Origin of the sequence: Hymenobacter perfusus (assembly GCF_003944765.1) — a bacterium.
Lineage (GTDB): Bacteria > Bacteroidota > Bacteroidia > Cytophagales > Hymenobacteraceae > Hymenobacter > Hymenobacter perfusus.
This window is the reverse complement of record NZ_RWIU01000001.1, coordinates 863,893-886,098: the sequence shown is the minus strand read 5'-3', so window position 1 is coordinate 886,098 and position 22,206 is coordinate 863,893. Positions and strand designations below refer to the sequence as shown.

Annotated in this window: 16 protein-coding genes and 1 tRNA gene; 10 read left to right on the top strand and 7 right to left on the bottom strand. The window is 58.7% G+C overall.

Annotation, left to right across the window (positions count from 1 at the left end; genetic code table 11):
- The first annotated feature begins 90 nt into the window (after nt 1-90).
- Both EI293_RS03765 and EI293_RS03760 read left to right on the top strand, forming a co-directional pair.
- Nucleotides 91-168, top strand: a tRNA-Val gene (locus EI293_RS03765).
- A 98-nt stretch (nt 169-266) separates the two neighbouring features.
- The gene (locus EI293_RS03760) at nt 267-1,172 is read left to right on the top strand and encodes a histone deacetylase family protein (protein WP_125435801.1); all 906 of its coding nucleotides are present in this window, start codon (nt 267-269) and stop codon (nt 1,170-1,172) included.
- Between the two features lie 69 nt (nt 1,173-1,241).
- On the opposite strand, the gene EI293_RS03755 is transcribed toward EI293_RS03760, so the two are convergent.
- The 3 genes from EI293_RS03755 to EI293_RS03745 all read right to left on the bottom strand — a co-directional run bounded on the left by EI293_RS03755 (nt 1,242) and on the right by EI293_RS03745 (nt 4,438).
- Complete coding sequence (locus EI293_RS03755) at nt 1,242-1,952, bottom strand: methyltransferase domain-containing protein (RefSeq protein WP_125435800.1); 711 nt, start codon at nt 1,950-1,952, stop codon at nt 1,242-1,244.
- Between the two features lie 114 nt (nt 1,953-2,066).
- Complete coding sequence (locus EI293_RS03750; RefSeq protein ID WP_125435799.1) at nt 2,067-3,230, bottom strand: type III polyketide synthase; 1,164 nt, start codon at nt 3,228-3,230, stop codon at nt 2,067-2,069.
- Between the two features lie 89 nt (nt 3,231-3,319).
- The gene (locus EI293_RS03745; protein WP_125435798.1) at nt 3,320-4,438 is read right to left on the bottom strand and encodes an NAD(P)/FAD-dependent oxidoreductase; all 1,119 of its coding nucleotides are present in this window, start codon (nt 4,436-4,438) and stop codon (nt 3,320-3,322) included.
- Between the two features lie 172 nt (nt 4,439-4,610).
- Here EI293_RS03745 and EI293_RS03740 point away from each other — a divergent pair, with 172 nt between their 5' ends.
- The gene (locus EI293_RS03740; protein WP_081768518.1) at nt 4,611-4,991 is read left to right on the top strand and encodes a T9SS type A sorting domain-containing protein; all 381 of its coding nucleotides are present in this window, start codon (nt 4,611-4,613) and stop codon (nt 4,989-4,991) included.
- Between the two features lie 430 nt (nt 4,992-5,421).
- Here the strand turns inward: EI293_RS03740 and EI293_RS03735 are convergent, their stop codons facing one another.
- The 3 genes from EI293_RS03735 to EI293_RS03725 are packed head-to-tail and all read right to left on the bottom strand — an operon-like array spanning nt 5,422 to nt 11,501.
- Nucleotides 5,422-6,507: a flavin-containing monooxygenase gene (locus EI293_RS03735; protein WP_125435797.1), complete on the bottom strand. Its 1,086-nt coding sequence runs from the start codon at nt 6,505-6,507 to the stop codon at nt 5,422-5,424.
- Nucleotides 6,508-6,535: 28 nt separating this feature from the next.
- Nucleotides 6,536-10,111: a PAS domain S-box protein gene (locus tag EI293_RS03730; protein ID WP_125435796.1), complete on the bottom strand. Its 3,576-nt coding sequence runs from the start codon at nt 10,109-10,111 to the stop codon at nt 6,536-6,538.
- Nucleotides 10,112-10,133: 22 nt separating this feature from the next.
- Nucleotides 10,134-11,501: a sigma-54-dependent transcriptional regulator gene (locus EI293_RS03725; RefSeq protein WP_125435795.1), complete on the bottom strand. Its 1,368-nt coding sequence runs from the start codon at nt 11,499-11,501 to the stop codon at nt 10,134-10,136.
- Nucleotides 11,502-11,820: 319 nt separating this feature from the next.
- Between EI293_RS03725 and EI293_RS03720 the strand changes: the two genes are divergently transcribed.
- The 3 genes from EI293_RS03720 to EI293_RS03710 all read left to right on the top strand — a co-directional run bounded on the left by EI293_RS03720 (nt 11,821) and on the right by EI293_RS03710 (nt 17,527).
- Nucleotides 11,821-14,049, top strand: coding sequence for a T9SS type A sorting domain-containing protein (locus EI293_RS03720; protein WP_125435794.1), 2,229 nt, complete (start codon nt 11,821-11,823; stop codon nt 14,047-14,049).
- A 456-nt stretch (nt 14,050-14,505) separates the two neighbouring features.
- On the top strand, nt 14,506-15,393 hold the full coding sequence (locus EI293_RS03715) for a DNA/RNA non-specific endonuclease (RefSeq protein ID WP_125435793.1): 888 nt from the start codon (nt 14,506-14,508) through the stop codon (nt 15,391-15,393).
- A gap of 373 nt (nt 15,394-15,766) precedes the next feature.
- A complete protein-coding gene (locus EI293_RS03710; protein ID WP_170170228.1) occupies nt 15,767-17,527 on the top strand; it encodes a lysophospholipid acyltransferase family protein in 1,761 nt (586 codons plus the stop codon).
- A 67-nt stretch (nt 17,528-17,594) separates the two neighbouring features.
- Here EI293_RS03710 and EI293_RS03705 read toward each other — a convergent pair whose 3' ends face one another.
- Entirely contained in the window at nt 17,595-18,164 is a 570-nt protein-coding gene (locus EI293_RS03705; RefSeq protein ID WP_125435791.1) for a DUF4468 domain-containing protein, read from the bottom strand.
- Between the two features lie 718 nt (nt 18,165-18,882).
- Between EI293_RS03705 and EI293_RS22025 the strand changes: the two genes are divergently transcribed.
- The 4 genes from EI293_RS22025 (at nt 18,883) to pyrE (ending at nt 22,086) form a co-directional block, all read left to right on the top strand.
- Nucleotides 18,883-19,044, top strand: a complete 162-nt coding sequence (locus EI293_RS22025; RefSeq protein ID WP_170170227.1) for a hypothetical protein — start codon at nt 18,883-18,885, stop codon at nt 19,042-19,044.
- A gap of 292 nt (nt 19,045-19,336) precedes the next feature.
- Nucleotides 19,337-20,182, top strand: coding sequence for a dihydroorotate dehydrogenase (locus tag EI293_RS03700; RefSeq protein ID WP_125435790.1), 846 nt, complete (start codon nt 19,337-19,339; stop codon nt 20,180-20,182).
- Between the two features lie 109 nt (nt 20,183-20,291).
- Nucleotides 20,292-21,053, top strand: a complete 762-nt coding sequence (pyrF, locus tag EI293_RS03695; protein ID WP_170170226.1) for an orotidine-5'-phosphate decarboxylase — start codon at nt 20,292-20,294, stop codon at nt 21,051-21,053.
- A 415-nt stretch (nt 21,054-21,468) separates the two neighbouring features.
- A complete protein-coding gene (gene pyrE, locus EI293_RS03690) occupies nt 21,469-22,086 on the top strand; it encodes an orotate phosphoribosyltransferase (protein WP_246010518.1) in 618 nt (205 codons plus the stop codon).
- The last annotated feature ends 120 nt before the right edge of the window (nt 22,087-22,206 follow it).

Below are 22,206 nucleotides of genomic sequence, written 5' to 3'. Positions count from 1 at the left end.
AGCTGAAATTTTATACGTCGGGTAAAAGGATAATCAATCCCGGAAACTTACCTTTGGCGCTTTACGGCCGCCGCCAGACGGTTTTGTGCAGGGGTGTTAGCTCAGTTGGTTCAGAGCACTACCTCGACAAGGTAGGGGTCATCGGTTCGAGCCCGATACGCCCCACCAGCAAAACCACCCGAATCCGAAGATAACCGCCCGTGTTCCGGCGGTTATTTTTGTGTGTGGCCCACCCCACAAAAGCGGGCTGCGTAGGTTTAGCTCGTATGCTATCCATTGCCTGGGCTCCTTTGTATGCCCACCCACTGCCTGCTGCCCACCGGTTTCCCATGCTCAAGTACGAGCTGCTGCCCGAGCAGCTGCTGCGCGAAGGCGTGGTGCCGGAAAGTGCCTTCTTCCGCCCGGAAACTGCCTCGGATGCCGATATTCTGCGCGTTCATTGCCCAGACTACTACCACCGTTTGCAAACCGGCCAGCTCACCCGCCACGAGGAACGGACCACCGGTTTTCCGTGGAGCCCCGAGCTGATAGCCCGCGAAACGACTATCCTGGGCGGTACGCTGGAGTGCGCCCGCCGGGCCCTCACGGGCGGAGTGGCCCTGAATATTGCGGGCGGCACCCACCACGCCTTCCGCGACCGGGGCGAAGGGTTCTGTCTGCTCAACGACCAGGCCGCCGCCGCCGCCTACCTGCTGGCCCACCCCGAGCTGGGCGTGCGGCGGGTGCTCATCGTGGATCTGGACGTACACCAGGGCAACGGCACGGCCGCTATTTTCGAGCACGAGCCGCGCGTATTCACTTTCAGCATGCACGGGGCGCGCAACTATCCGCACCGCAAGGAGCAATCGGACCTTGACCTAGCCCTGCCCGACGGCACCGATGACGCGGCGTATCTGACGCTGCTGCGCAACACGCTGCCCCGCCTACTGGACGAGCACCAGCCCGACTTCGTGTTCTACCTGAGTGGAGTGGACGTACTGGCTACCGACAAGCTGGGCCACCTTAGCCTCAGCCGGGAGGGTTGCCGCCAGCGCGACGCCTACGTGTTGGGTCTTTGCCATCAGCACCGTTTGCCGGTGGTGGTGTGTATGGGCGGCGGCTATTCCCCGCGTATCGCCGACATCGTGGACGCCCACGCCAACACGTTCCGGATTGCGGCCGACTTATGGTGATTTAGTGAGGTGGTGATTTAGTGAGTTTGATGTTCTGCTTGCGCCATTAGGGAAAACTGAACATCAAACTCACCACTTCACCGTCACCAGCTGCCAGCGGAAGGCCCAGCGCCAGCGCAGCTTGTAGTTCCGGATACCGGCGTGGTGTAAAAGCTGCTGCCAGTCGGGGCGCGTGAAGGCTCGGGCTACCGAGAGGGGTGCATCGTGGCGCACGAGGCGGGAGCCGCCCAGCAGCCGCGTCAGCCACCGGATGCTGTAGTAAGCGAGCGGGTGGCGGTGCAAGTCGTTCACGATGACGGCCAGGCGGGCCTGCTGGTGCCACTGGGCCAGCAGGCCCGCCAGTTGCGCATCCGGAAAATGATGGCAAAACAGGCTGGCCGTCAGAATGTCGAATGACTGCCGCTGAAATTCTGGGGAGAAAATATCAACCTGCTGAAAGCTGATTTCGGGGTATTCCCGGCATTTTGTTCGGGCATAATCCAGCATGAACGCATTGGCATCAACGCCTACCAGCTCCACCGCCACCCCGTGCCGCCGGGCCCAGTGCGCAATCTGGCGCAGCGTGTCGCCGCCGCCGCTGCCTACGTCGGCGAGGCGGAGCGGGCGGCTGGCTGGGAACTGCGGCCGGAGACGTGCCAAGGCATTCAGCACCGGGGCATAGCCGCCCAGCCAGGTATTAATGGTTTCCAGCTCGTCCAGATTCTGTCGCAACTCTTCCGAAGCCAGCGTCAGGTCATCCATTAACTCCTCCTGCGTAGAACGGATGCGGAAGTCAGGCATGAGGAAAATGTGAGAAATGTGGTGGGAATGTGCAGAATGTGGGAAATATTGCGACGCTACCGTCCTCTATCTACCATCCTGAGCATGTCGCGCATCAAGTGAGGCGTGACATGCTCAGGATGACAGGGCCGCCACATTCACCACATCTTCCACATTCTGCACATTTTCTTCGTACGCCACCGTCAGCAGCATGGATTCCAGCGTGAGGCCGGGGCCGAAGGCGAAGCTGAGCACTGGTGCGCCCGCATCGGCCGGGGTGAGGGTCCGCAGCAGCTCCCGCAGCACAAACAACACCGTGGCCGACGACATATTGCCGTAGTCGCGCAGTACTTGGTAGGCGAAGCGGTTGTCGTAGGCAGTTAGCCCCAGGGCCTGTTCAATGGATTCCAGGATTTTCCGGCCCCCGGGATGAATGGCAAACGCGTGGATATCCGCCAGCTGAACCGGCAAATCGGCCAGCAGGCGTTGCGTAAGCTGCCCGATGCCCTGCTGAATCATGCGCGGCACGTAGGAGGAAAGCGTCATCTCAAACCCAAAGTCATTGATGTGCCAGGCCATATCGGCATGCCCATCGGGCTCCAGGTCGCAGTGGAAAGCCGTGAGGGCCAGGCTCGGGCCATTAGCTGCCGGCCGGCCTTGCACCAGCACAGCTGCCGAGCCATCCCCGAACAAGGCGTTGGAAATCAGGTGGTCGTCTTCGGGGCTTTTTTGGAAATGCAGGGTACACAGCTCGGTGCACACTACCAGTACCCGGGCTCCGGGAGTTGCCCGGCAGAACGCATCGGCCAGCTTCAGGCCATTGAGGGCAGCATAGCAACCCATGAAGTTCACGCAGGTGCGCTGTACATGACTTGGCAGCCCCAGGGCCGCTACCAGCTCAAGATCCAGGCCCGGGGCGTACATCCCGGTGCAACTGACGGTAATCAGGTGGGTGATGGAGCTTACCTCTATCTCGGGCAACTGCTCCAGACAGGCGCGTACGGCCTGCACCGACAACGGCAGCGCGTGTCGGCGGTACTCGGCCATGCGCTGCCCCACCGACGGAAATGGCTCCAGACCTGGGGTATTCGGGAAAAACTCAAACTCGCCGTTAGCCCGGGCGTAATCGGGCAGGACGGTGTGGCGATGCGCAATACCCGACACCCGGTATAAAGCGCGGAGCTTGCGGGTGCCACCTTCATCCAGTTCCAGGGCATTGGCCATGAAATCGGCAATCTGCAGCTGCGGAATACGGAGGGGCGGGTTGGCCGTGCCAATGGCACACAGGTAACTACTCATCAGCGCAGTTTACGTAAAAAAGGGAGGGGAGGGGTTACAGCTTTTCGGGGGTGTTCGGGGTGAAAATTCGGGCCTTCCGGCGCCGGTAGCTAAAACTCCGCACCATGCGTCTGCCGCATAAGGCGGCGCACAGCTGCCGGCCACAGGCGCAACCCGTTCACGGCCAGTTCACTCAGCAGCGGCTGCCCGAACAGTTGCTGCACCGCCCGCCCCACTTGCAAACGTCGCCCAAAGTGCTGGTGCCAATCGGTGGTGTAAGCTGCTTCCAAATCTGGGCGGGTTATGTTGCCCTGCAAATACTGATGGATGCGGCCGGCCGCCAGACTGGCCGCGTGTATAGCCATGGCCATGCCGTTGCCACATAGCGGCGTGATAAGGCCGGCGGCATCCCCACCCAGCAGCATATGCTGTTCCACGCAGGATTTGGGCGCAAAGGAAATTTCATTGATGACTTCCGGCTGCGGGTACAATACTTCGGCCGTGGTCAGGATGTGCTGCAGCCGGGGGTTGCGGGCCAGCACCGCCGTTTCCAGCTGCGGAATGCTGCCGTGAGCCTTCAGATTCTGGCGGGTGGTGAGGTAGCAAAAACAGTACTTGTCCTCCTCAATGGCCGAAATGCCCGCGTAGCCATCGGCAAAGTTGTGCAATGCAATGAGGTTGCGCGGCATATCGGGGTAACGCACATGGTACTTCACCCCGATGTAAGGCGACCTTCGGGTGAAAAACGGCCGTTTCAGCTGCCGGTCCAGGGAACTACGCTTACCGTAGGTGCCCAGCACCACGCGGGCTGGCAAGGTACGGCCGTCGGCCAGCACTACTTGGTGCCGGTTGGTAGCTGCCTCGAACTGCACATCGGTAGCGGTAGTTTGTTGCAACACCGTCACGCCCGCTTGCTGGGCCAGCTGGCACAGAAAGTCATCGAGCTGGTAGCGGCTTACGCCAAATCCGCCCAGATCAAGCGGCGCGTTGAGCAGCCGGCCGGCCGGGGAGCTCACCTGGAACTCCGTAATACGTGCCGGCTGCAGCGCGGCCGGATCGGCCCCTAGGCGGCGCAGGTAGGGCAGTACCTCGTTGGAAACATACTCGCCGCATACCCGATGGAACGGGTAGCGTTGCCGCTCCACCAGCGTAACAGCGTGGCCGCGCCGGCGCAAATCCAGGGCCGCGCACAATCCGCCCAACCCTCCGCCAATAATGACAACGTCCAACTTATTTTAACGGCTAAAAAGGTGAGTGAGAAGAGAAAGTAAGTTCTTTTATCGAAGTTCTGTTATATTCTGATGGTCAAGCCAAAAGCAATAGTATTTTTGCAAACCTAAATGTCTGTCCGACGTTACTGAATATTCCGCCCGGACACATTGCCCCAACTCAATTTATACTATGATGCAACGCTTACGCATTTTCTCTTTATTGGTATTGCTGGCGGCCGGGCTGCGTAGCAGCATGTCGCCGGCCGAGGCGCAGCCGATGGCTGTCCGGCCGGTTACCGCTCCTCGCCCCGCCGGGGAGGAAAAAGCCCTGCTGGTGTATCCCAATCCCAGTACGGGCATTGTGCATATCGCCATCAACGGGTTTGAGGGCCGCAAGCTGGAACTGCGGGTGCTGAACGTCATCGGGACGGTTATGTACCGCGAAACGCTGACGGAACTCAACGACCGGTACACCCGGACGCTGGATCTAAGCAAATTTGCCAACGGGCTCTATTACATCAAACTGGAATCAGATACCTCAAGTGAGATGCGCAAACTGGTTATTCGGTAACCAGTAGCCTTTGTACTTTCGATAAAAAGAGCCGCCCGTAAGCGGCTCTTTTTTTACGCCCCAACTAAGCCGTGCAGTAGCTTTATATAGCGTTTTGCATGGTATACCATAAGCTTGATGGTTTCCGGTAGAAATACGAAAAGTGCTTTTGCGAGTGGCAAAAGCACTTTTCGTACGTGGAGCAGAAAGAATATTAGCGGTTGTTGCGGGCGCGTACCGGAATCGGCTGGAGGGCCGATTTCAGGTTGCTTACCGTATCGAGAGCCAGCAGAGCAGTAGCCAGGGCAATTCCGAAGAAAATCAGCAGGGTCATACAAAAACAATTAAAAAGAGAAGCTGCCTCACAACGATACCATCCGTCAAGGTAGTATCTGCCGGGGCAGCTGTACTTCTCTATAACCGCATGAAGCCCGCCGAAGTTGCAGCATAATTATGTGCTTTTACATAAGTTCCCTACCACGTAGGCCGCATCGGCTGCTGCTCCGCCCATAAGTGCCGAGCGACGGTTGTGCAGCCACGGCAACCCCAGGAACGCCAGACCGGCTACCGGGCTGAGGCCTCGCTCGTGTAGTGGCTCACCGGCGGCGGAAAGTGCCCCGGGTACCTGCAGCCACTCATATGCCGGCCCGAAACCCGTGGCCCACACCACGGCCTCCAGTGGGGGCGTAGCTGCGCGCTTGCCCTGTAGACCTGCAGTCGGTGTTACAGCTAGTGCCCGGCCAATAAACTGCACGTTCGGAAACTGCTGCAGCCGGTGCAGGTCGCCGCTCACCACGGGCTCGGGTTGCCGGCGCATATAACGTCCCAGCCAGGTGTTGCGGCCTGCTTCCAGCATACCGGTAGCCAGCAGAAAAAGCCACATGGCCACGTTATTAGGGGCTGTCGGCGTTTTATCATCGAAAGCCACCAGCACTGGCCGGCCGGTAGCGGCAAGGTCGGCGGCAATCTGCAGGGCCGAGTTGCCGCTGCCGGTCACGGCTACCGGTCCGGTTCCGGGGAGCTGGGCCGGCCGTTGGTACTGGCTGCTGTGCAGTTGCACAACCGCTGCCGGCAGCTGCGTTGCAAAAGCCGGAACGCGGGGGGCCGTGTACGGCCCGGTGCAGACGATAACCCGACGGGCGGTGTACTGCCGACCCGTTGCCGTGCAAACCAGGTAGCCGCTGGGGGCGGGTTGTACCAGGGTTACGCACTGGCCGGTTTCAATGGGTAAGGCGAAGTGCTGCGCGTAGTGTTGCAGGTAGGTCGCCGCTTCGTTTTTGGTTGGATAACGGCTGGCCGACCCGGGCCAGGGCAGGCCCGGCAGGGCGCTGGCCCAGGTAGGCGAAAACAACCGCAGTGAATCGTAGCGCATGGCCCAGACGTGGCCCACGGCCGGGTGGGCCTCCAACACTACAAAGGAAGTACCGCGTTGCCGCAGGTAATAGGCCGCCGCCAACCCGGCCTGCCCGGCCCCGATGATGAGCGTATCAACGGTAAGCAGGGAGCTGGCAGAAGCAGGGAAGTTGGTAGCAAACATGATGCACTGGTACGCGCCGCCTCACAAATCAGGCTGGAAATTCTACCCGCAGCTGCCGGATTACTTCGTCCACAGTCAGGCGAACCTGCCGCACAAGCTGGCCGAGGCTGCTCCAATCAGCTGTTTCGGGGGCATAGGCGGCAGCTTCCAGGTCGCGCAGTACGGTGCGCAGCTGCTTTACCTGAAGGCCATCAATGGAGCTTTTCAAATGATGCGCGGCCGCCCCCAACGGGTCCAGCTGCTGGTTAGCCAGGTACTGCTCCAGCTCGGCAACCACAGGCGGAGTAGTGTCAATGAACAGTGTAGTAAGGCGGCGGATGAAGGTTTCGTCGTTATTCGTGAGCTGCCGCAGACCACTCAGGTCATACAGCGGCTCCTGGGTGGTAAGGGCGGGCATGGGTGGCGGGGGCGTAGGTAGTGGCGTGGTGGCCGCATCCAAGTGCAGCAGGTCATTAATCACCCGAAACAGGTTTTCTTCCCGGAATGGTTTGGAGAGATACGCATCCAAACCGGCCGCCCGATACCGCTCGGCTTCGCCCTGCATGGCGTGGGCCGTGAGAGCTACCACGGACGTAGCGGCCCGGGCCGCGTCGGGGTGTTCCCGCAGCAGCTGGGTGGTGGCCACGCCATCCATGCCGGGCATCTGAATATCCATCAAGACCACATCGTAGCGGTGCTGACGGAACAGGGCCAAGGCTTCTTGCCCGGACGACGCCGTATCTACCTCCATTCCCCAGCCTTTCAGCATTACCTGTACCAGCAACTGATTTACGGCGTTATCCTCGGTGAGCAGCACGCGACGGCCACTCAGCCCCCGGTAGTTGGGGGCCGGCCTAGTCGCTGCCAGGGTGGGAGGCTGCGCCGCAGTGAAGTGCAGCGCGAAGCGGAAGGTGCTGCCGTGGTGCAGGCGGCTTTCGGCCGTCAGCTCACCGCCCAGCAGCTCTACCAACCCCCGGGAAATACTTAGCCCCAAGCCCGAGCCTCCATACTCGCGGGCAGTGCTGGCCGAAGCTTGGGTGAAGGGCTCGAACAACTGCTGCAACTGCCCGGACGATATGCCAATGCCCGTATCCAGTACGGAAAAAAGAAACTGGGACGGCTCATGGGAGGTGCTGAGCTGCTTGCACACCAGTAACACCTGGCCCTTTTCAGTGAACTTAATGGCGTTGCTGAGCAGGTTGAGCAGAATCTGCCGCAGGCGGTACGGGTCGCCCAATACCCAGATGGGGCCGGGCTCCGGGGGAAGTTGCAGGCGCAGGCTGATGCCTTTTTCGGTAGCCCGGGGCATAAGGGCCTGACAGCTGGCCTTCAGCACTTCCTGCAGCTCAAACGGCACCGTTTCCAGCTTCACCCGCCCGGCGCCCAGTTGCGCCATGTCCAGAATATCGTTGATAACGACGAGTAGGTTTTCGGCCGAGTGACGGATGTGGTGCAGGTAGTGCCGCTGGTCGGTGGTCAGGTCCGTTTTCGAGAGCAACTCCGCCAGGCCCATGATGCCATTCATGGGCGTCCGGATTTCGTGGCTCATGTTGGTGAGGAAGGTCTGGCGGGCCTGGGCATTCTGTTCGGCTACCTCTTTGGCCTGCTGCAACGCCTGTTCCGTCTGCTTCAGCTCCGTAATATCATTATCCACGCCCAGTACCTGCACGGTACCATTGGCCAGCACAAAGGGGCGTTTCACCGTCCGGAACCACCGTAGCCGGCCCTGCGCATCAGCAAAGGTATCTTCCGTATCCAGCTCCTGCCGCGTACGTAGTACTTCCTCATCCTGCACCTGGTGGCGCTGCAGGTCCGGGAAGCTTTTGAGCAGATCAACGGCCGGGGTCTGGAGCAGGGCTTCGTTAGAGAGGCTGTAGAGCTGGGCCGTAGCCTGGTTGGCCAGAATGTAGTTGCCGCTGCTGTCCTTGAGGTAAATCAGGTTAGGCACGGTATCAATTACCTGCCGGAACAGGCGGTTCTGCTCGGCCAGGCGGCGGTTGGCCGAGCGGCGCTGCTCGTCGGCAATCTTCCAGCGGGTAATATCTTCCGCCGAGCCCACAATCTGCGTCACGTGGCCCTGCTCGTCGCGGGCAAAGGCCGTATTGCTGATGCGCAGCCAGCGGATGGAACCGTTGCGGTGATGCAGGAAATACTCCAGGTGCAGAATCTCACCATCCGGGCAGGTTGCTACTTCTGCAAAGTGCTGCCGTATTCGCTGGGCTTCGGATTCCGGCATAAGGCTGGGAATCATGCGGTTGCCCATAGCCTTCAGTTCTTCCTCTGTATAGCCTAAGGTGATTTCTACAAAGCGGTTACAGTAGATGTACGACTCGGTAAGAACGTCGTAGATGTAAATTAGATTGGGCGTGGTATTGGTGACACGCTCCACAAACAGCCGGCTCTGCCGGAGCTGCTCTTCCGTTTCCCGCCGTTCCGTTACATCAGCGGCCGACCCGACCAACTGCCACACAAACCCGTTAGGATGGCGGGTGAAGCAGGTACTTTTCAGGTTAAGCCACCGCCATGAGCCGTTGCGGTGCCGGAAGCGGTACTCCGAGCTCATCACTTCTCCGTCCTGCATCAGGTGGCGTCGGCGGCCCTTAGCCTGCGAAATCAATACATCATCGGGGTGAACCAGCAGCTCCCCCATAGCTGAGCCCATCGCCAGAATCTCCTCGGCAGTGTACCCCAGAATTACTTCTACCTGTTTGTTACAGTACTGAATGCTGTGGGTTGGCAGGTCGTAGATGAAAACGATATTGGGTACTGTATCATTGATGCGGGCCGTAAACAGCTGGTTGCGCAGCAAATCGGCCTCCGCCCGGCGGCGCTCGGTAATGGTAGTCAGGTACAGATTCACTTCCTGCTCTTCAGGCAGCGGTGCAATAGTCCAGAGGTAGAATTCCTCGCCCAGTGGGTGCTCTACCGCCCGGGGCTGCCCGGCTGCCAGGGTCTGGCTGATTTCCTGCTGCAGCCAGTTCCGGCAGGCAGCTTCCGTGGGTTGCGCCAGGGCCGCCAGCACAGGAGCCGCCGCCGGGTTGGAGTACAGGGCCTGGCCGAGCCGGCTGAAACGCATGATAGGCTGGGGGCTTTGCGCCGCCAGCTGGCTCAGCTCCTGCACCCGCCGTTGGGCCAGTTGCTGCTGGGTTACATCCTCATAGCTCCAGATATGGAGCACCGTTACGCCGTTCTGGATTACCGGCAGATAGTCCTGCTGCATAATACGGCCGTCGCGTAGCTTCACCAGCACGCCGCTGCTGCGCTCCTGGGCCACTACTAACTGCTGGTTATGCGCCAGAATGGCCTCCGCATCAACTAGCTGCCCACACTCACGCACGAGCTGGCCGGCGGGCCGGCCAGTATAATAAGCAGCCGCGTGCGGTAGGTGAAACAGGTCGCACATCCGCTGATTGATGAGCGTGATGAGGTGGTCCTGACTTTCCGCCAGAATAGCCGTGGTCATCGTCTGGAGCAGGGCGGCGGCCTGGGCCGCCGAAGCCTGGGAGCGGGCCCGCAGCTCCGTTAGTTGCTGATTGGCTTCGGTACAGGCCGTACGGGCGGTAAGCGCGGCGCGTTGGGCATGGCGTAGCTGCCTGCCCCAATGCCGATGACTGGTTGAACTCATAGCCTATGGAAAAGAACCTGAATCAACGAATCCGGACTTCGTTGTTCTGAACCATACGGTAAATAGTTGACTTCCCGATTTGCAGTTTGGCGGCTACCTGCAGAATATTTCCGTTGTGAGCATCCAGATAGCGCTGCACAATGGTGGACATCTGGGTGCGCAACGACTCATTGCCCACCACGGCAGTATCCGGCTGCGTGCCCTGCGGGTGGCGCAACGGCAGGTCTTGGGGCTGAATCTGGTCGTTTTCGGCCAGCACGGCGGCCAGCTCCACCACGGCTTTCAGCTCCCGCACGTTGCCGGGAAAGGCGTAGTGCAGTAGCTTCTGCCGGGCCGCGTCGGAGAGGGCACATGTCACCATGCTGTTCTGGGTGCAGAACTCCTGCAGAAATGCGTCGGCCAGCAGCAGCACGTCTTGGCCCCGCTCACGCAGGGGGGGCAGCAAAATGGGCAGCCCCAGCAGACGGTAGTACAAATCTTCCCGGAATCGGCCTTCTTTGACTTCCTGGCCCAGGTCGCGGTGCGTGGCAACCATCAGGCGGGCATCAAACGGAATACGGGTGTTGCCGCCCACGCGGGTCACCTCCCGTTCCTGCAGCACCCGCAGCAGTTTGGCCTGCAACGCCAGGTCCAGCTCCGAAATTTCGTCCAGAAACAGCGTGCCCTTGTGCGCTTCCTCAAAGCGGCCGATCCGGCGGCCCACAGCCCCCGTAAAAGAGCCTTTCTCATGGCCGAACAGCTCGCTCTCAATCAGCTCCCGCGGAATAGCCGCCACGTTTACGGCTACAAAGGCAGCCTCACGGCGCTCTGAGCGGAAATGAATGGCTTTAGCTACTAGTTCTTTGCCCGTGCCGGTTTCGCCGCTGATGGAAACCGTTATGTTAGTGCGGGCTGCTTTATCAATGAGGGTGTACAGCTGCTGAATCTGGATGCTGTTGCCCAGAATGGCGCGCTGGGGGTCGTATTTCTGCCCGATCTGCTCCTTTAACCGGGTGTTCTCCTGGCGCAGAGCCAGTTGCTTACGAATGTTGCCAACTGTATTCCAGAGGCGGTCAGCAGTTTCTTCATCTTTCACCAGATAGTCGAAAGCCCCCTGACGAAGCAGGCCGATAGCCGTGCGCACATCCTCCTGTCCCGAAATGACAATAACGGCTACCTCCGGCAGGCGCTCCTGAATCTGGAGGAGCACCTGGTCGCCTTTGCCGTCGGGCAGGGAGTAATCCAGGGTGATAATGTCGGGCTTCTCGTGCAGGTGCTGCAGGCAGGATTGGGCAGTAGTGAAGCGACGAATGGTATAATCGGGGTTCTGGGCAAGTTTATATTCCAGTAGTTCGCCATACCAAGCGTTATCTTCCACGATGAAGATGGTAATGGGTAATGCAATGCTCATAGCTCAGCAAAGAGAAAAGGAAAGGACGGGTATACACTACAACGGGCTACCAGTTGACGGTAAAACTGCCCGGTAGTTTTTGTTTTTGGGAAAGTGGGCGAATCTGCGAGTATAGGAGGGTTTTTTCTGGGATACTAACGTTTCTCTATTTAGGAATAATTGTTCCGAATTGAAACTATATATGACAATCTAATATTATTTAATTTATTGATAATCAAATAGTTAAAGTGAGAACTGAAAATTGGTAGCCTTCTTGCCAATTACTCTGCTGGCTGTCAGGTATTTGACGCCGCATCCTCCTCCAAATTTTCACTTGTATATGGTTCAGTTCTACACAACCGCCACCCGGCGCTGGATTTCCACCTTTTGCGCAAGCTTGTTTGCCCTGAGTCAGGCGTCCGGGCAGGGAACCACCCCACCTATTTATTCTAATTCCGGGAATGCAGGTGCTACTCCCATCATCGACTGCAACACGATTCTGAATATTACCACCTGCTTTGGGTCGGTAAGCAACCCTGGGTATGCCACCGATGCCGATTTCACGACGGCTGCTACCATGCATGTGCCGCTGAGTGTGCTGGTGACTAAAACCCTGAAGCTGCGCATGGATATGGATGGTTTGGTGCCAGCCGGGCACCGGGCCGGTATTATGGTAGAGCGTGATGGCGGCTTGTTGAATCTGCTGGGTGTTAATGCCGCTTCCCTCATCAGAATCCGCACGTACCTGAGCAGCAACGGTGGCAGTTCCCAGCTCCAGGAAACCAAAACTGTGGATGCGAATCTGGCGGCGGTGCTGTTGGGTTCCTCCACCGGGCCTACTCCGTTGGAATTCACAGCGGCCTTACCCTTCGATCAGATCGAAATTGAAGCGGCCTCGCTGGTTTCGTTGGGCTATAAGCTGAAGGTATATTACGCCTACGGTATCGGTTCCAACCAGATTACTACGGCCAAAGGCTACGTGTCGCGTTTTGCAACGCCTGCGGTTGCCAACTACAGCACTCAGGCAGTGGATAACGGAATTACCGTCTGCGTAAATTCCAACGTGAACAACCCGGTTAATGCTGTGGACACGGACCTGACCAATTACGCCACCATGGGGGCGCTGTTGGATCTGAGCTGCCCCACCACGCTGCAAACGCAGCTGGAAGGCACAGCCCCGGCCGGCTACTACGCCGGTTTCGTGCTGGGCAGCGGCGGCCTGCTCGATGCCAGCGTGTTGTCGGGTCTGCGCCTGACTACCTATTTGGGCAATACCGTGCAGGAAACCGGTACGGGTGCCGGCCTGCTGAGCCTGAGTGTGCTGCCTGGGGGCAAATACCATATCCGAATGGCGACAACCAAGCCGTTCGACCGTGTTGAAATCCGGCGCGTGAGCTTGCTGGGAGTCTTGGACAACCTGCGGGTGTACTACGGTTTCGGCCTGGAGCCCCGCGTATTCCGCGACCAGGCCGCGCGTATTTCCAGCTTTGCTGCTCCTACGAACCGCCATCAGGTAAATGGTAGCCTGCTGTGTGCCAACTGTGGTATCTCCAATCCGGAGCTCGCTGCCGATGAGGACCTCACGAACAATTACGCTTCATATAATGCCACGCTGGCCGTGGGAGGAAACACGCGGCTGAAACTACAGCTGAACGGCCCGGCCAAAGCCGGCAACCGCGCCGGGGTAGTACTGGGTCTGGGAACCGGCCTAGTTGACGCTCAACTACTGTCCCGCATTCAGGTGAGAACCTACACGGGGGTTGCAAATGGCACCGGTACCGATGGCTCGCAGCTGGTAGAAACCATTGCTGATCCGTCGTTAGTTACCTTGGAGTTGCTGGCAAACGGCAAGCAGGAGTTGTCGTTCCGGACTACGCGTGACTTTGATTGGGTGGAAGTAGTGCTGACCAACGGTATTGCTGCACTGGCCGATACGCGTATCTACTATGCCTTTGCCGAGGATACCCCTTCGGGCTTCCCTTCTTCCATTACACCACCGGTAACTTCTCCGGTGACTCTCACTGCATTTAGAGCAGTAAGCAGCGACGGTGCCATTGACGTAAGCTGGCAGACCAGCGCGGAAGCCAATAGCAGCCACTTCATTGTGGAGCGCTCTTTGTCGGCCAGCGGAAATTTCCAGGACCTGGGCCGGGTGAATGCTGCCGGTAACTCCACGACTACCCGCCAGTACCTGTTCCGCGACTATGATGGCATTTCGCTGAACGCCCCGAATCTGTACTACCGTCTGCGGCAGGTGGATCTGAACGGTCAGGAAACCTATTCGAACGTTATTTCAGTGTCGTTGCGGCCCCCAGTGGTTGTGTTCGAACTGTATCCGAACCCCGCTTCCAGCACGGAGCAGGTGCGCATGAAAGTGCCTGGCCAGGTTGGGGCTAAATACCAGGTTGCTGTCTACAATCAACTGGGCAAGGAAGTAAGCCGGCAAACGGTAAGTGGTGCCCGGGCTTCTATGTCGGCCGGTAGCCTTGCGCCTGGCTTGTACCAGGTAAATCTGTTAGACAAAGCCGGTCAGCGCATTGGTACGCAACGGCTGGTGGTCCAGCAATAACCGCTAAGCCCTTTATCTATACGTATCTACCCTACTATCACGTATTGTTTGTTGTACAAAAATCCCCGCTGTTGCAGGTCAGCGGGGATTTTTATGTTTAAGAGGTACGCAAAATCAGAGCAGATAAAATGGGTGCCTGGGCCTGTTATCTGGCCTGGATAGGAAGAGCAGAGCGCCCTGAAGCACGGGTGCAGGCTTCTGCACAGGCGTTGCGGCAAGCAAGGGCAAAGGAGCAGGTAGCGGACGTTAGAACCCAGCTATAGAATTATGGCATTTTCAGAAGAAGCTGGTGCAATACTTTCAGGAAACTCGCATTTTGTCAGGACTTTCCCACTTCGGAAAATGATAATCTTCCGGTAACGTACAGCCCGGATTGAAACCCCATTTTTGCGGCTGGAAAGCGGCCTGTTTCTGTATTCGCACCTTCTCTAACCAACCAAACACACCTTCTTCTACATGCAACGTACCATCATCCGTTTCCTCAGCCTGGCCCTGCTTACCAGCGTCGCCGTTTCCTGTTCCAAAGATGCTGTAGTGCCCACTGGCAGCCCCAGTGCTTCCTCGCAAAGTGCCGATGCTACTGCCACGCGCGACAGTAACCTTGCAATGGGCAACCCCAGCGGGGCTACTACCAGCACCAGCAATTACACCAACTACCTGATGAGCAAAACCCAGTTTGCCATGTCGTATCACCGCGACCGGGGCATTCCGAACTGGGTTAGCTGGCACCTGAGCAGCGCCTGGCTAGGCAGCACCGCCCGTCAGGATAATTTTGCCGCCGATGCCGCGTTGCCTTCGGGATGGTACCGTGCGGGTAGCAGCAGCTACAGCGGTTCCGGCTTCGACCGGGGCCACAACTGCCCTTCTGCCGACCGTACGGGCTCGGTAGCTGACAATTCAGCTACTTTTCTGATGACCAATATGATGCCTCAGGCGCCCAACAACAACCAGCGCACCTGGGCCAACCTGGAAAACTACTGCCGTACGCTCGTGAATGCGGGTAATGAGCTGTATGTTATCTGCGGCAGCTATGGCAAAGGAGGCACCGGTTCCAATGGATACGCCGCCACCATTGATGCCGGCCGCATTACGGTGCCGGCCCGCTGCTGGAAGGTAATTGTGGTGCTGCCCGTGGGTACCGGCGACGCGGCCCGGGTAACCACCAGCACCCGCGTTATTGCCATCGATACACCCAATGACAACTCCCTGAGCACTACCTGGGGTACGTACCGGACTACGGTAAATGCCATTGAGGCCGCTACGGGCTACGACCTCCTGTCAGCTGTATCATCAACCGTGCAGACTACGGTTGAAGCACGGGTTGATAACGGCCCAACCAGCTGATTAATCCTGTTATGGTCTTCAACGAGCCCGGCCGTAGGCGGCCGGGCTCGTTACGTTTCTGAGAGGGGATGCTGACCTCCGCAGGGCGGGTATTTCCTTTCGCCGATATAAATGCGTCGCTCATCTTTATTTTTCTGTTACTTAGTCTAATAGCGGTAGCCCTGCCCGATAAAACCCCGTAGTTTTGCAGTGAGTGAAGTGAGAAAGGAAGCTATGTGCTGAGGACCCAGAGAAGCCGCGCTGCAACGCGGCTTCTTGCGTTATTGCCCATTGGTAATAGTTTCATAATCGGCCCGTAACCCGGTGCTAATCTGGATTTAGGAATTTGGTATCGGAGAGGCGGCCCCTGTTGGGCCGGCCGCGGCTGATGTCTATGGATTTGCTATCTGATTCGCATTCGGTATTTGCTGGTGACTTCGGGCGCCGTTCCGCCGATTTGCTGCGGCCGTTGTGGCAGCGGCTGGCCCAGCTGCGGGAGTTGCAGCACCTATATGAACGGAATCGGCACCTGACGGGCCGGGAGTTCATCGGACAACTGCTGCACGACTTGCGCATTACGATAGACTACGACCCTGCTGAACTGCGCCGGATACCAGTTCAGGGTGCCTTCGTGGCCGTAGCTAATCATCCCTGTGGCATGCTGGATGGCCTGGTGCTGCTGTACGTGCTGGGAGAGGTTCGCCCCGATTTTGTGGCGGTAGCCAACGATGTGCTGGCCCCGCTGCTGGCTAACCTGCCCAACCAGCTGGCCCTCGTCAGTCCCGAAAAAAACCAGGCCCGCCGGAATGTGCCCGGAGTGCGCCGGTTGTTGCGCCACCTGCACAACGATGTGCCGCTGGGCCTGTTTCCGGCGGGAGAAGTAGCCCATCGGTCGGCCCCTTTCCGGCCCGCGCTGGATCCTGACTGGAATCCTACGGCCGGCCGCCTGCTGGAAGTGGCCCGGGTACCGGCCCTGCCGGTCTGGCTAAGCGGCCAGAACAGTGCTTCGTTCAACTTGCTAGGGCTGGTACACCCGCTGTTGCGAACGGCACGCCTGCCGGCTGAACTGCTCAATAAGCGTGGCCATACCGTGCGCGTCCGGATTGGAAAGCCCGTGGCCGCTGCCGAGCTGGGCCGCCTGCCGGCTGCTGACCGGCTGGCCTATCTGCGGGCCCGGGTATATGCGCTGGGCTCTCCGTGGGAAGTGGCGGCCAGCACCTTGTTCCCGGCCTTGCCACCTGCCGCTATAGTTCCTGAGCTGTCGGCGGAACTGCTGGAAGCCGATATTGACGGGCTCCGCCCCAGCCGCTGCCTGCTGCGGTGCCGCAACTGGGAGGTGTACGTGGCGAAAAAGGCCGAAATACCGCATGTGATGCAGGAAATTGGTCGGCTTCGGGAACTCACGTTTCGGCGCGAAGGAGAAGGGACCGGGCGGGCCTCCGACCTGGATCAGTATGATGAATACTACCGCCACCTGTTTCTGTATGATCGGGCCACCAGGCAGCTGGTGGGGGCGTACCGGGTGGGGCGGGGCCGCAGCATCCTGCGCGAATTCGGCAAGCGGGGCTTCTATCTGCACTCCTTGTTCCGCATCAGAAAAGAGCTGGCTCCACTGCTGCGCGAGTCGCTTGAGCTAGGGCGTTCCTTTATCCGGGCCGAGTACCAGAAGCAGCCGCAGCCGCTGGCCCTGCTCTGGAAAGGCATTGCCGAGTACATTGCCCGCCACCCCGAGTACCGTTACCTTATCGGCCCGGTAAGCATCAGCAACCGGTTTTCATCTGCTTCCAAAGCGGTGATGGTAGCCTACCTGCGGGCCCATTTCTCCGATGCGGCACTGGCACCCCTGGTAAGTCCTCGTAAGCAGTTTCGCTACCGTCCGCTTGATCACCCAACCCAAGCCAACGTACTCCAGGCGGGCCTCCACGACCTGCAGGATTTGCAGAAGCTGATTGCCGGGCTGGAGCCGGGCGGGAGCGGGGTGCCCGTGCTGCTGCGGCAATATCTGAAGCAGAATGCCCGTATTATCGGCTTCAACCTCGACCCCCGATTCAGCAACTGCCTCGATGGCTTTATGGTGCTGGACGCGCGCGAATTGCCGGCGCGTACCCATAACCTGCTAAGCCGCTACCCCGATGAACCGCTGCCGACGGCATAAAAAACGTCCCGACTGGCGCGCATATGCGGCCGGTCGGGACGAAAAGCAGGGGCTAGGCGGATGAATGCTAGTTTTCTCCGCCGGCTATACCAACGTTGCCCTCCGCTGGCTGGCTGTTCATGTAAGAGCGAAACGACATAGCGGCCTCGCTGGCCATGGAGTTGGCCTGGGCTGTAACCCGGCGGTCATTATGGCTTTTCTCGTTGTTCCGCTCCGCCTGCAGCTGCAGGCGGTACTCGTCAAAGGCTACCAACTGGTCGGGTTGCTTAGGATCAGGAGCCACCTGGAATGAGCCTACGGTGTAGTTGTAGCCATTGTCGTTGGCCTGGAATACGAAATCAAAACGCACGGTCACCGGCTGGTCTTTGCCTTTTGCATCAAGCTGCTTCAGGGTGCCGGTGCCCGTAATACGGATAGAGCCGGCGGATTCTACCGCTTTCAAACCTGATTTAGGCGCGTAAGAAAACTTGTTCTGTGCCCAGTCTAGTGCCCGATTGTAGAGGGCCAGCTTCCCGGAGCCTTCCGCCGGCACCCGCTCACTGTATTCCACCGGAGCGGGTGTATTCGTTTGAGCCATAGCAGTTGGCGCAAGTGCCAGAATCCCTCCTAACAACAAACCCAGTAGCACTTTTTTCATGATGTTATGTGGAAAAGAAGAAAAGCCAGCGGCAAAACGATTGAACAACAAAAGTAAGCGACTTAAGTAGGCTTGGATAAAAGGCAGGGCATTATGAATATGTTAAGATAAGTAAAAGCCAGAGTATCTGCAAAGAACAACAGTAAGTGACAGTAGTCGATGTTGCGAAATCATGAATTCTATCCCTTCTGTCCGGTCTGCGCTGGTTATATAATGTACGCTTGGTATAAAATGCTGGCTCGTTATTGTATTATTCTTATTTGACTAACTGTTATGGAATGGTTAAGCCCGGAAGTCAGCAAAAGCAAAAAGTAAAGATAAGCAGCAATTCAGTAACACGTCGGATATAACTTGATGATTAAAGGTATCTGAAATACAGACATATACCCGTTATGTTTTCTGCTTGTTCTATGGGGTTTTCTATAGGTGGGTAATATTTTGGTAACATTAAATTAAATCGAATTGTCTTGGTGAAGTAGATAGGAGTAGTACTTTTGCGACGTGCTTCACCTCAATCAATATACGCTGATGAAGCGCGGGACCTTTCACGAAAGCGTCCTGCGAGATGACCGGAAGGTCATTTTGCCCGTTGATTCTTTTGTTTTTATTGGTTTTGCGGCTTTTACCGCTTCGGTTTTCGAAGCGGTTTTTTTGTGCCCCACCGGCTCGGTTGGTGTAGCCGAAGTGCGCCTTCTTCCTCCCCATACGGGTACCCACCATGAACGACACCACCACCCTGGCCCAGCAGATGGTAGCCGCCGCTCAGGCCACCCCCCGCACCACGAACCTGAGCACGGACCTTAGATGGATAGCTGTAATCAGAGTACGGCCCGCCATGTTTCGCAGTGTTCGGAAGCATGTAAAATCGGAAGGCTTCTAACGGAAAGCGGACAGTCAACAGTGAAAAATGAAACTCTGAAAACCCGTTTTCCACCCAGCGGTGGCAACGGGGCGGGGTGGTCAAAGGAGCGGGGTGATAGAAATCAGGGGGGATTCTGACATATATGTCGGTCCGCGAATTGGCTACCCCGCGTTTCGGGTGTTTTGATAATTTGTCAGTTGGCTGCCTCGGCCCGGGCCGTAGGTAGGCAGCGCACTCATCTGATTTTTTGTTGGTGGCCAGCTTCGCTAGAAGGCTGGTCGCCGGCGAAATCACAGTTTTTTTAAGACCTATGCAACTCGGACAACTCACGCTGCGCAACCCCGTGTGCCTCGCGGCGGCCTCTTGGCAGCTGGATGGAACGGGCTACGAGCAGCTGGGCGCCATCTTCACCCGCACCGTCACGATGGAGCCGCAGCCCGGCCTGTACGAGGAGGGTATCTGGCAGGTGAACGAGCAGACCCTGCTCAACGCCACCCACATGCGCACTGAAAGCGCCGAAATTCTGGTGCAGGAGCACTTGCCCAACCTGCGCCGCTACGGCGTGCCGGTGTTCGTGAGCATCACGGCCCCCGGCATTCCCGGCTTCCGCAAAATTGCCCGCTTCCTGGCCCGCGAAACCGCCGGCCTGATTGCCGGCGTGGAAGTATACATTGCCCAGCCTGACGCCGGGAAAGGGGAGGAGCTGACCGCGCAGTTTGTGCGCGACGCCACTCAGGCCGTGCGCAATGAGCTGCCGCCCGAAGCGGCTGTGGTGGTGAAGCTGCCGCCCTGGCCCGAGCACATCCGGGGTTTGGCGCTGGGCGCGCAGGAAGGCGGAGCCGATGCCCTTGCGGCCACCAACCTGCTCAAAGCCTTGCACCTGCCCGAGGATGCTACCGCCGCGCCGATGGTCGGGGGGCTCTCGGGCGAAGCATTGCGGCCCGTGGCGCTGCGGTGCGTGTGGGAACTGGCCCATGATGAGCGGATTACGCTGCCCATCTTCGGGACGGGCGGCGTGTTTACGGCCAGCCACGTGTCGGACTACCTGCGCTGCGGGGCCTCGGCCGTGCAGATTGCCAGTGGTGAGTGGCTGGAGCCCGGCCTCTCGGCCCGCCTGGCCGCCGAGTGCGGTCATTTGGTTCCGGCCAGCCTGTAGTGCGAAGTTTTCATTCGCAAATCGTCTGCGCTGCTGGATTGAAATAGGTGATTTCTACCCTCGTTTAATGCCTCGCGAAGTGAAACTTCGCGCTACACCTTCCCACCCCATGCAAACCCTCCTGAACCGAGTACAAGCCGCCCACACGTTGCTCTGCGTGGGGCTCGACCCCGTGGGCGACGATGCCCAGGTAGCCCGCCGCCTGGCCGAGGTAATTGACCAGACCAGCGAATACGCCGCCGCCTTCAAACCCAACCTGGCCTTCTTCCTGAGCCGCGAAAACGGGGTGCAGCTGCTGCGCGAAACCGTGCAGCGCGTGCCGGACGGTATTCCGGTAATCCTGGACGGGAAGTTCGGCGACATTGCCAACACCGCCGACCACTACGCCCGCTTCGCCTACGACATCATCGGAGCCGACGGCGTGACGGTGAACCCCTACATGGGCGACGACGCCATTGTGCCCTTCGCCCGGCCCGGCAAGCTGGTGTTTGCGCTGGCCAAAACTTCCAACAAACCCACCCACTCTTTGCAGGATGTGGCCCTCACCCGCGGCGGCTCCCTGGCTGACTGCGCCGCCCGCGTGGCCCGGCAGCTCGATGAGCAGCACGGCGGCATCGGGCTGGTGGTAGGCGCTACCAACCCCGAAGCCGTGGCCCGCCTGCGCGCCCTCTGCCCCGACCAGTGGTTCCTGGTGCCCGGCGTAGGCGCCCAGGGCGGCGACCTAGCCGCCACGCTACGCGCCGGCCTGCGCCCCGATGGCACTGGCCTGCTCATCAACACCTCCCGCGCCCTCTGGCAGGCCACGGATACCGCCGCCGCCGCCCGGGAACTAGTGGAGCAGATGAACCAGCTGCGGCCGGTAGTGGTGTAAATCAATATGGCAGGTACTTTTAAGCTAGGTGATATTTTGGAAATGGATGGTTTGCCCTGCGTAGTCGTCGGACTAAGTGGTCAAACTCTTTATGAAATAGATGGAGAGTCGGTGTCGGTCCCAGAGGATCATATTGTCGTATGGTTTGGTGCCGATGGTGCCAAGAGGAGGTCCGAAGGAGGACCGGTGGTAATAGTAACTGATGTGTGGAATGTACCCGAGGACTACTTTGGGAAAGGACCACAACTACAAATAAGACATTGAAGCTGTATGCAAAGCTTCAGGAACGTCATGCTGAGTTTGTCGAAGCATCTCGCGTGCTGACGTTGCAACGGTAATCAGACATCAGCACGCGAGATGCTTCGACAAGCTCAGCATGACGTTCATCATTTCATCCGATAACAACTCACCTCCCTTGACTTCCCCCCACACCACCGAATTCACCCCCAAAACTCTGGAGCAGCAGCTGTTGCAGGAAGATGCGCTGCTGCGCGGGCACTTCCGGCTGTCCTCGGGCCTGCACTCTGATACTTACGTGCAGTGCGCCCGGTTTCTGCGCCGCCCCGATCTGGCCGCGCCGGCCGCGGCTGAGCTGGCCCGCCGGATTCAGGAGGCTGGTTTGCAGCCCGATGTGGTGGTAGGCCCGGCTATGGGCGGCGTGGTGATTGGCTACGAGCTGGCCCGACAGCTGGGCGTGCCCGGCATTTTCACGGAGCGCGACGAAACCGGCCAGATGACGCTGCGGCGCGGCTTTACCATCGAGCCCGGCCAGAAAATCATCATTGCCGAAGACGTGGTGACTACCGGCAAGAGCACCAACGAAGTAGCGCGGGTGCTGGAAGGGCTGGGGGCAAAAGTTTTGGCCGTGGCCAGTTTAATTGACCGCACCAGTGGGAAAGCTGACCTTTCTTTTCCGAACTTTGCCCTGCTGCCGGTCACGGCGGCTACCTACGCACCCGAAGAGTGCCCGCTGTGCCGGGCAAACATTCCGGTGGTGAAACCGGGCAGTCGGCCCGATAAAGCGTTTTCTTAAACCTACCGACGGCGGCAACCGGCTCCGCGGCAAGGCATTTTCGGCGTACCCCGGGCGGGTATGCTTCCTCACGATGGCAATTTCGCCAGGCGTGGGAAACCCGAAAAATAGACAAACCTC

Coding starts and splice junctions, on each gene's coding strand:
- EI293_RS03760 (WP_125435801.1), top strand. CDS start 267: ATGCTATCCATTGCCTGGGCTCCTTTGTATGCCCACCCACTGCCTGCT.
- EI293_RS03750 (WP_125435799.1), bottom strand. CDS start 3,230: ATGAGTAGTTACCTGTGTGCCATTGGCACGGCCAACCCGCCCCTCCGT.
- EI293_RS03730 (WP_125435796.1), bottom strand. CDS start 10,111: ATGAGTTCAACCAGTCATCGGCATTGGGGCAGGCAGCTACGCCATGCC.
- EI293_RS03740 (WP_081768518.1), top strand. CDS start 4,611: ATGATGCAACGCTTACGCATTTTCTCTTTATTGGTATTGCTGGCGGCC.
- pyrF (WP_170170226.1), top strand. CDS start 20,292: ATGCAAACCCTCCTGAACCGAGTACAAGCCGCCCACACGTTGCTCTGC.
- EI293_RS03720 (WP_125435794.1), top strand. CDS start 11,821: ATGGTTCAGTTCTACACAACCGCCACCCGGCGCTGGATTTCCACCTTT.
- EI293_RS03755 (WP_125435800.1), bottom strand. CDS start 1,952: ATGCCTGACTTCCGCATCCGTTCTACGCAGGAGGAGTTAATGGATGAC.
- EI293_RS03705 (WP_125435791.1), bottom strand. CDS start 18,164: ATGAAAAAAGTGCTACTGGGTTTGTTGTTAGGAGGGATTCTGGCACTT.
- EI293_RS03710 (WP_170170228.1), top strand. CDS start 15,767: ATGGATTTGCTATCTGATTCGCATTCGGTATTTGCTGGTGACTTCGGG.
- EI293_RS03725 (WP_125435795.1), bottom strand. CDS start 11,501: ATGAGCATTGCATTACCCATTACCATCTTCATCGTGGAAGATAACGCT.
- EI293_RS03735 (WP_125435797.1), bottom strand. CDS start 6,507: ATGTTTGCTACCAACTTCCCTGCTTCTGCCAGCTCCCTGCTTACCGTT.
- EI293_RS22025 (WP_170170227.1), top strand. CDS start 18,883: ATGAACGACACCACCACCCTGGCCCAGCAGATGGTAGCCGCCGCTCAG.
- EI293_RS03700 (WP_125435790.1), top strand. CDS start 19,337: ATGCAACTCGGACAACTCACGCTGCGCAACCCCGTGTGCCTCGCGGCG.
- EI293_RS03715 (WP_125435793.1), top strand. CDS start 14,506: ATGCAACGTACCATCATCCGTTTCCTCAGCCTGGCCCTGCTTACCAGC.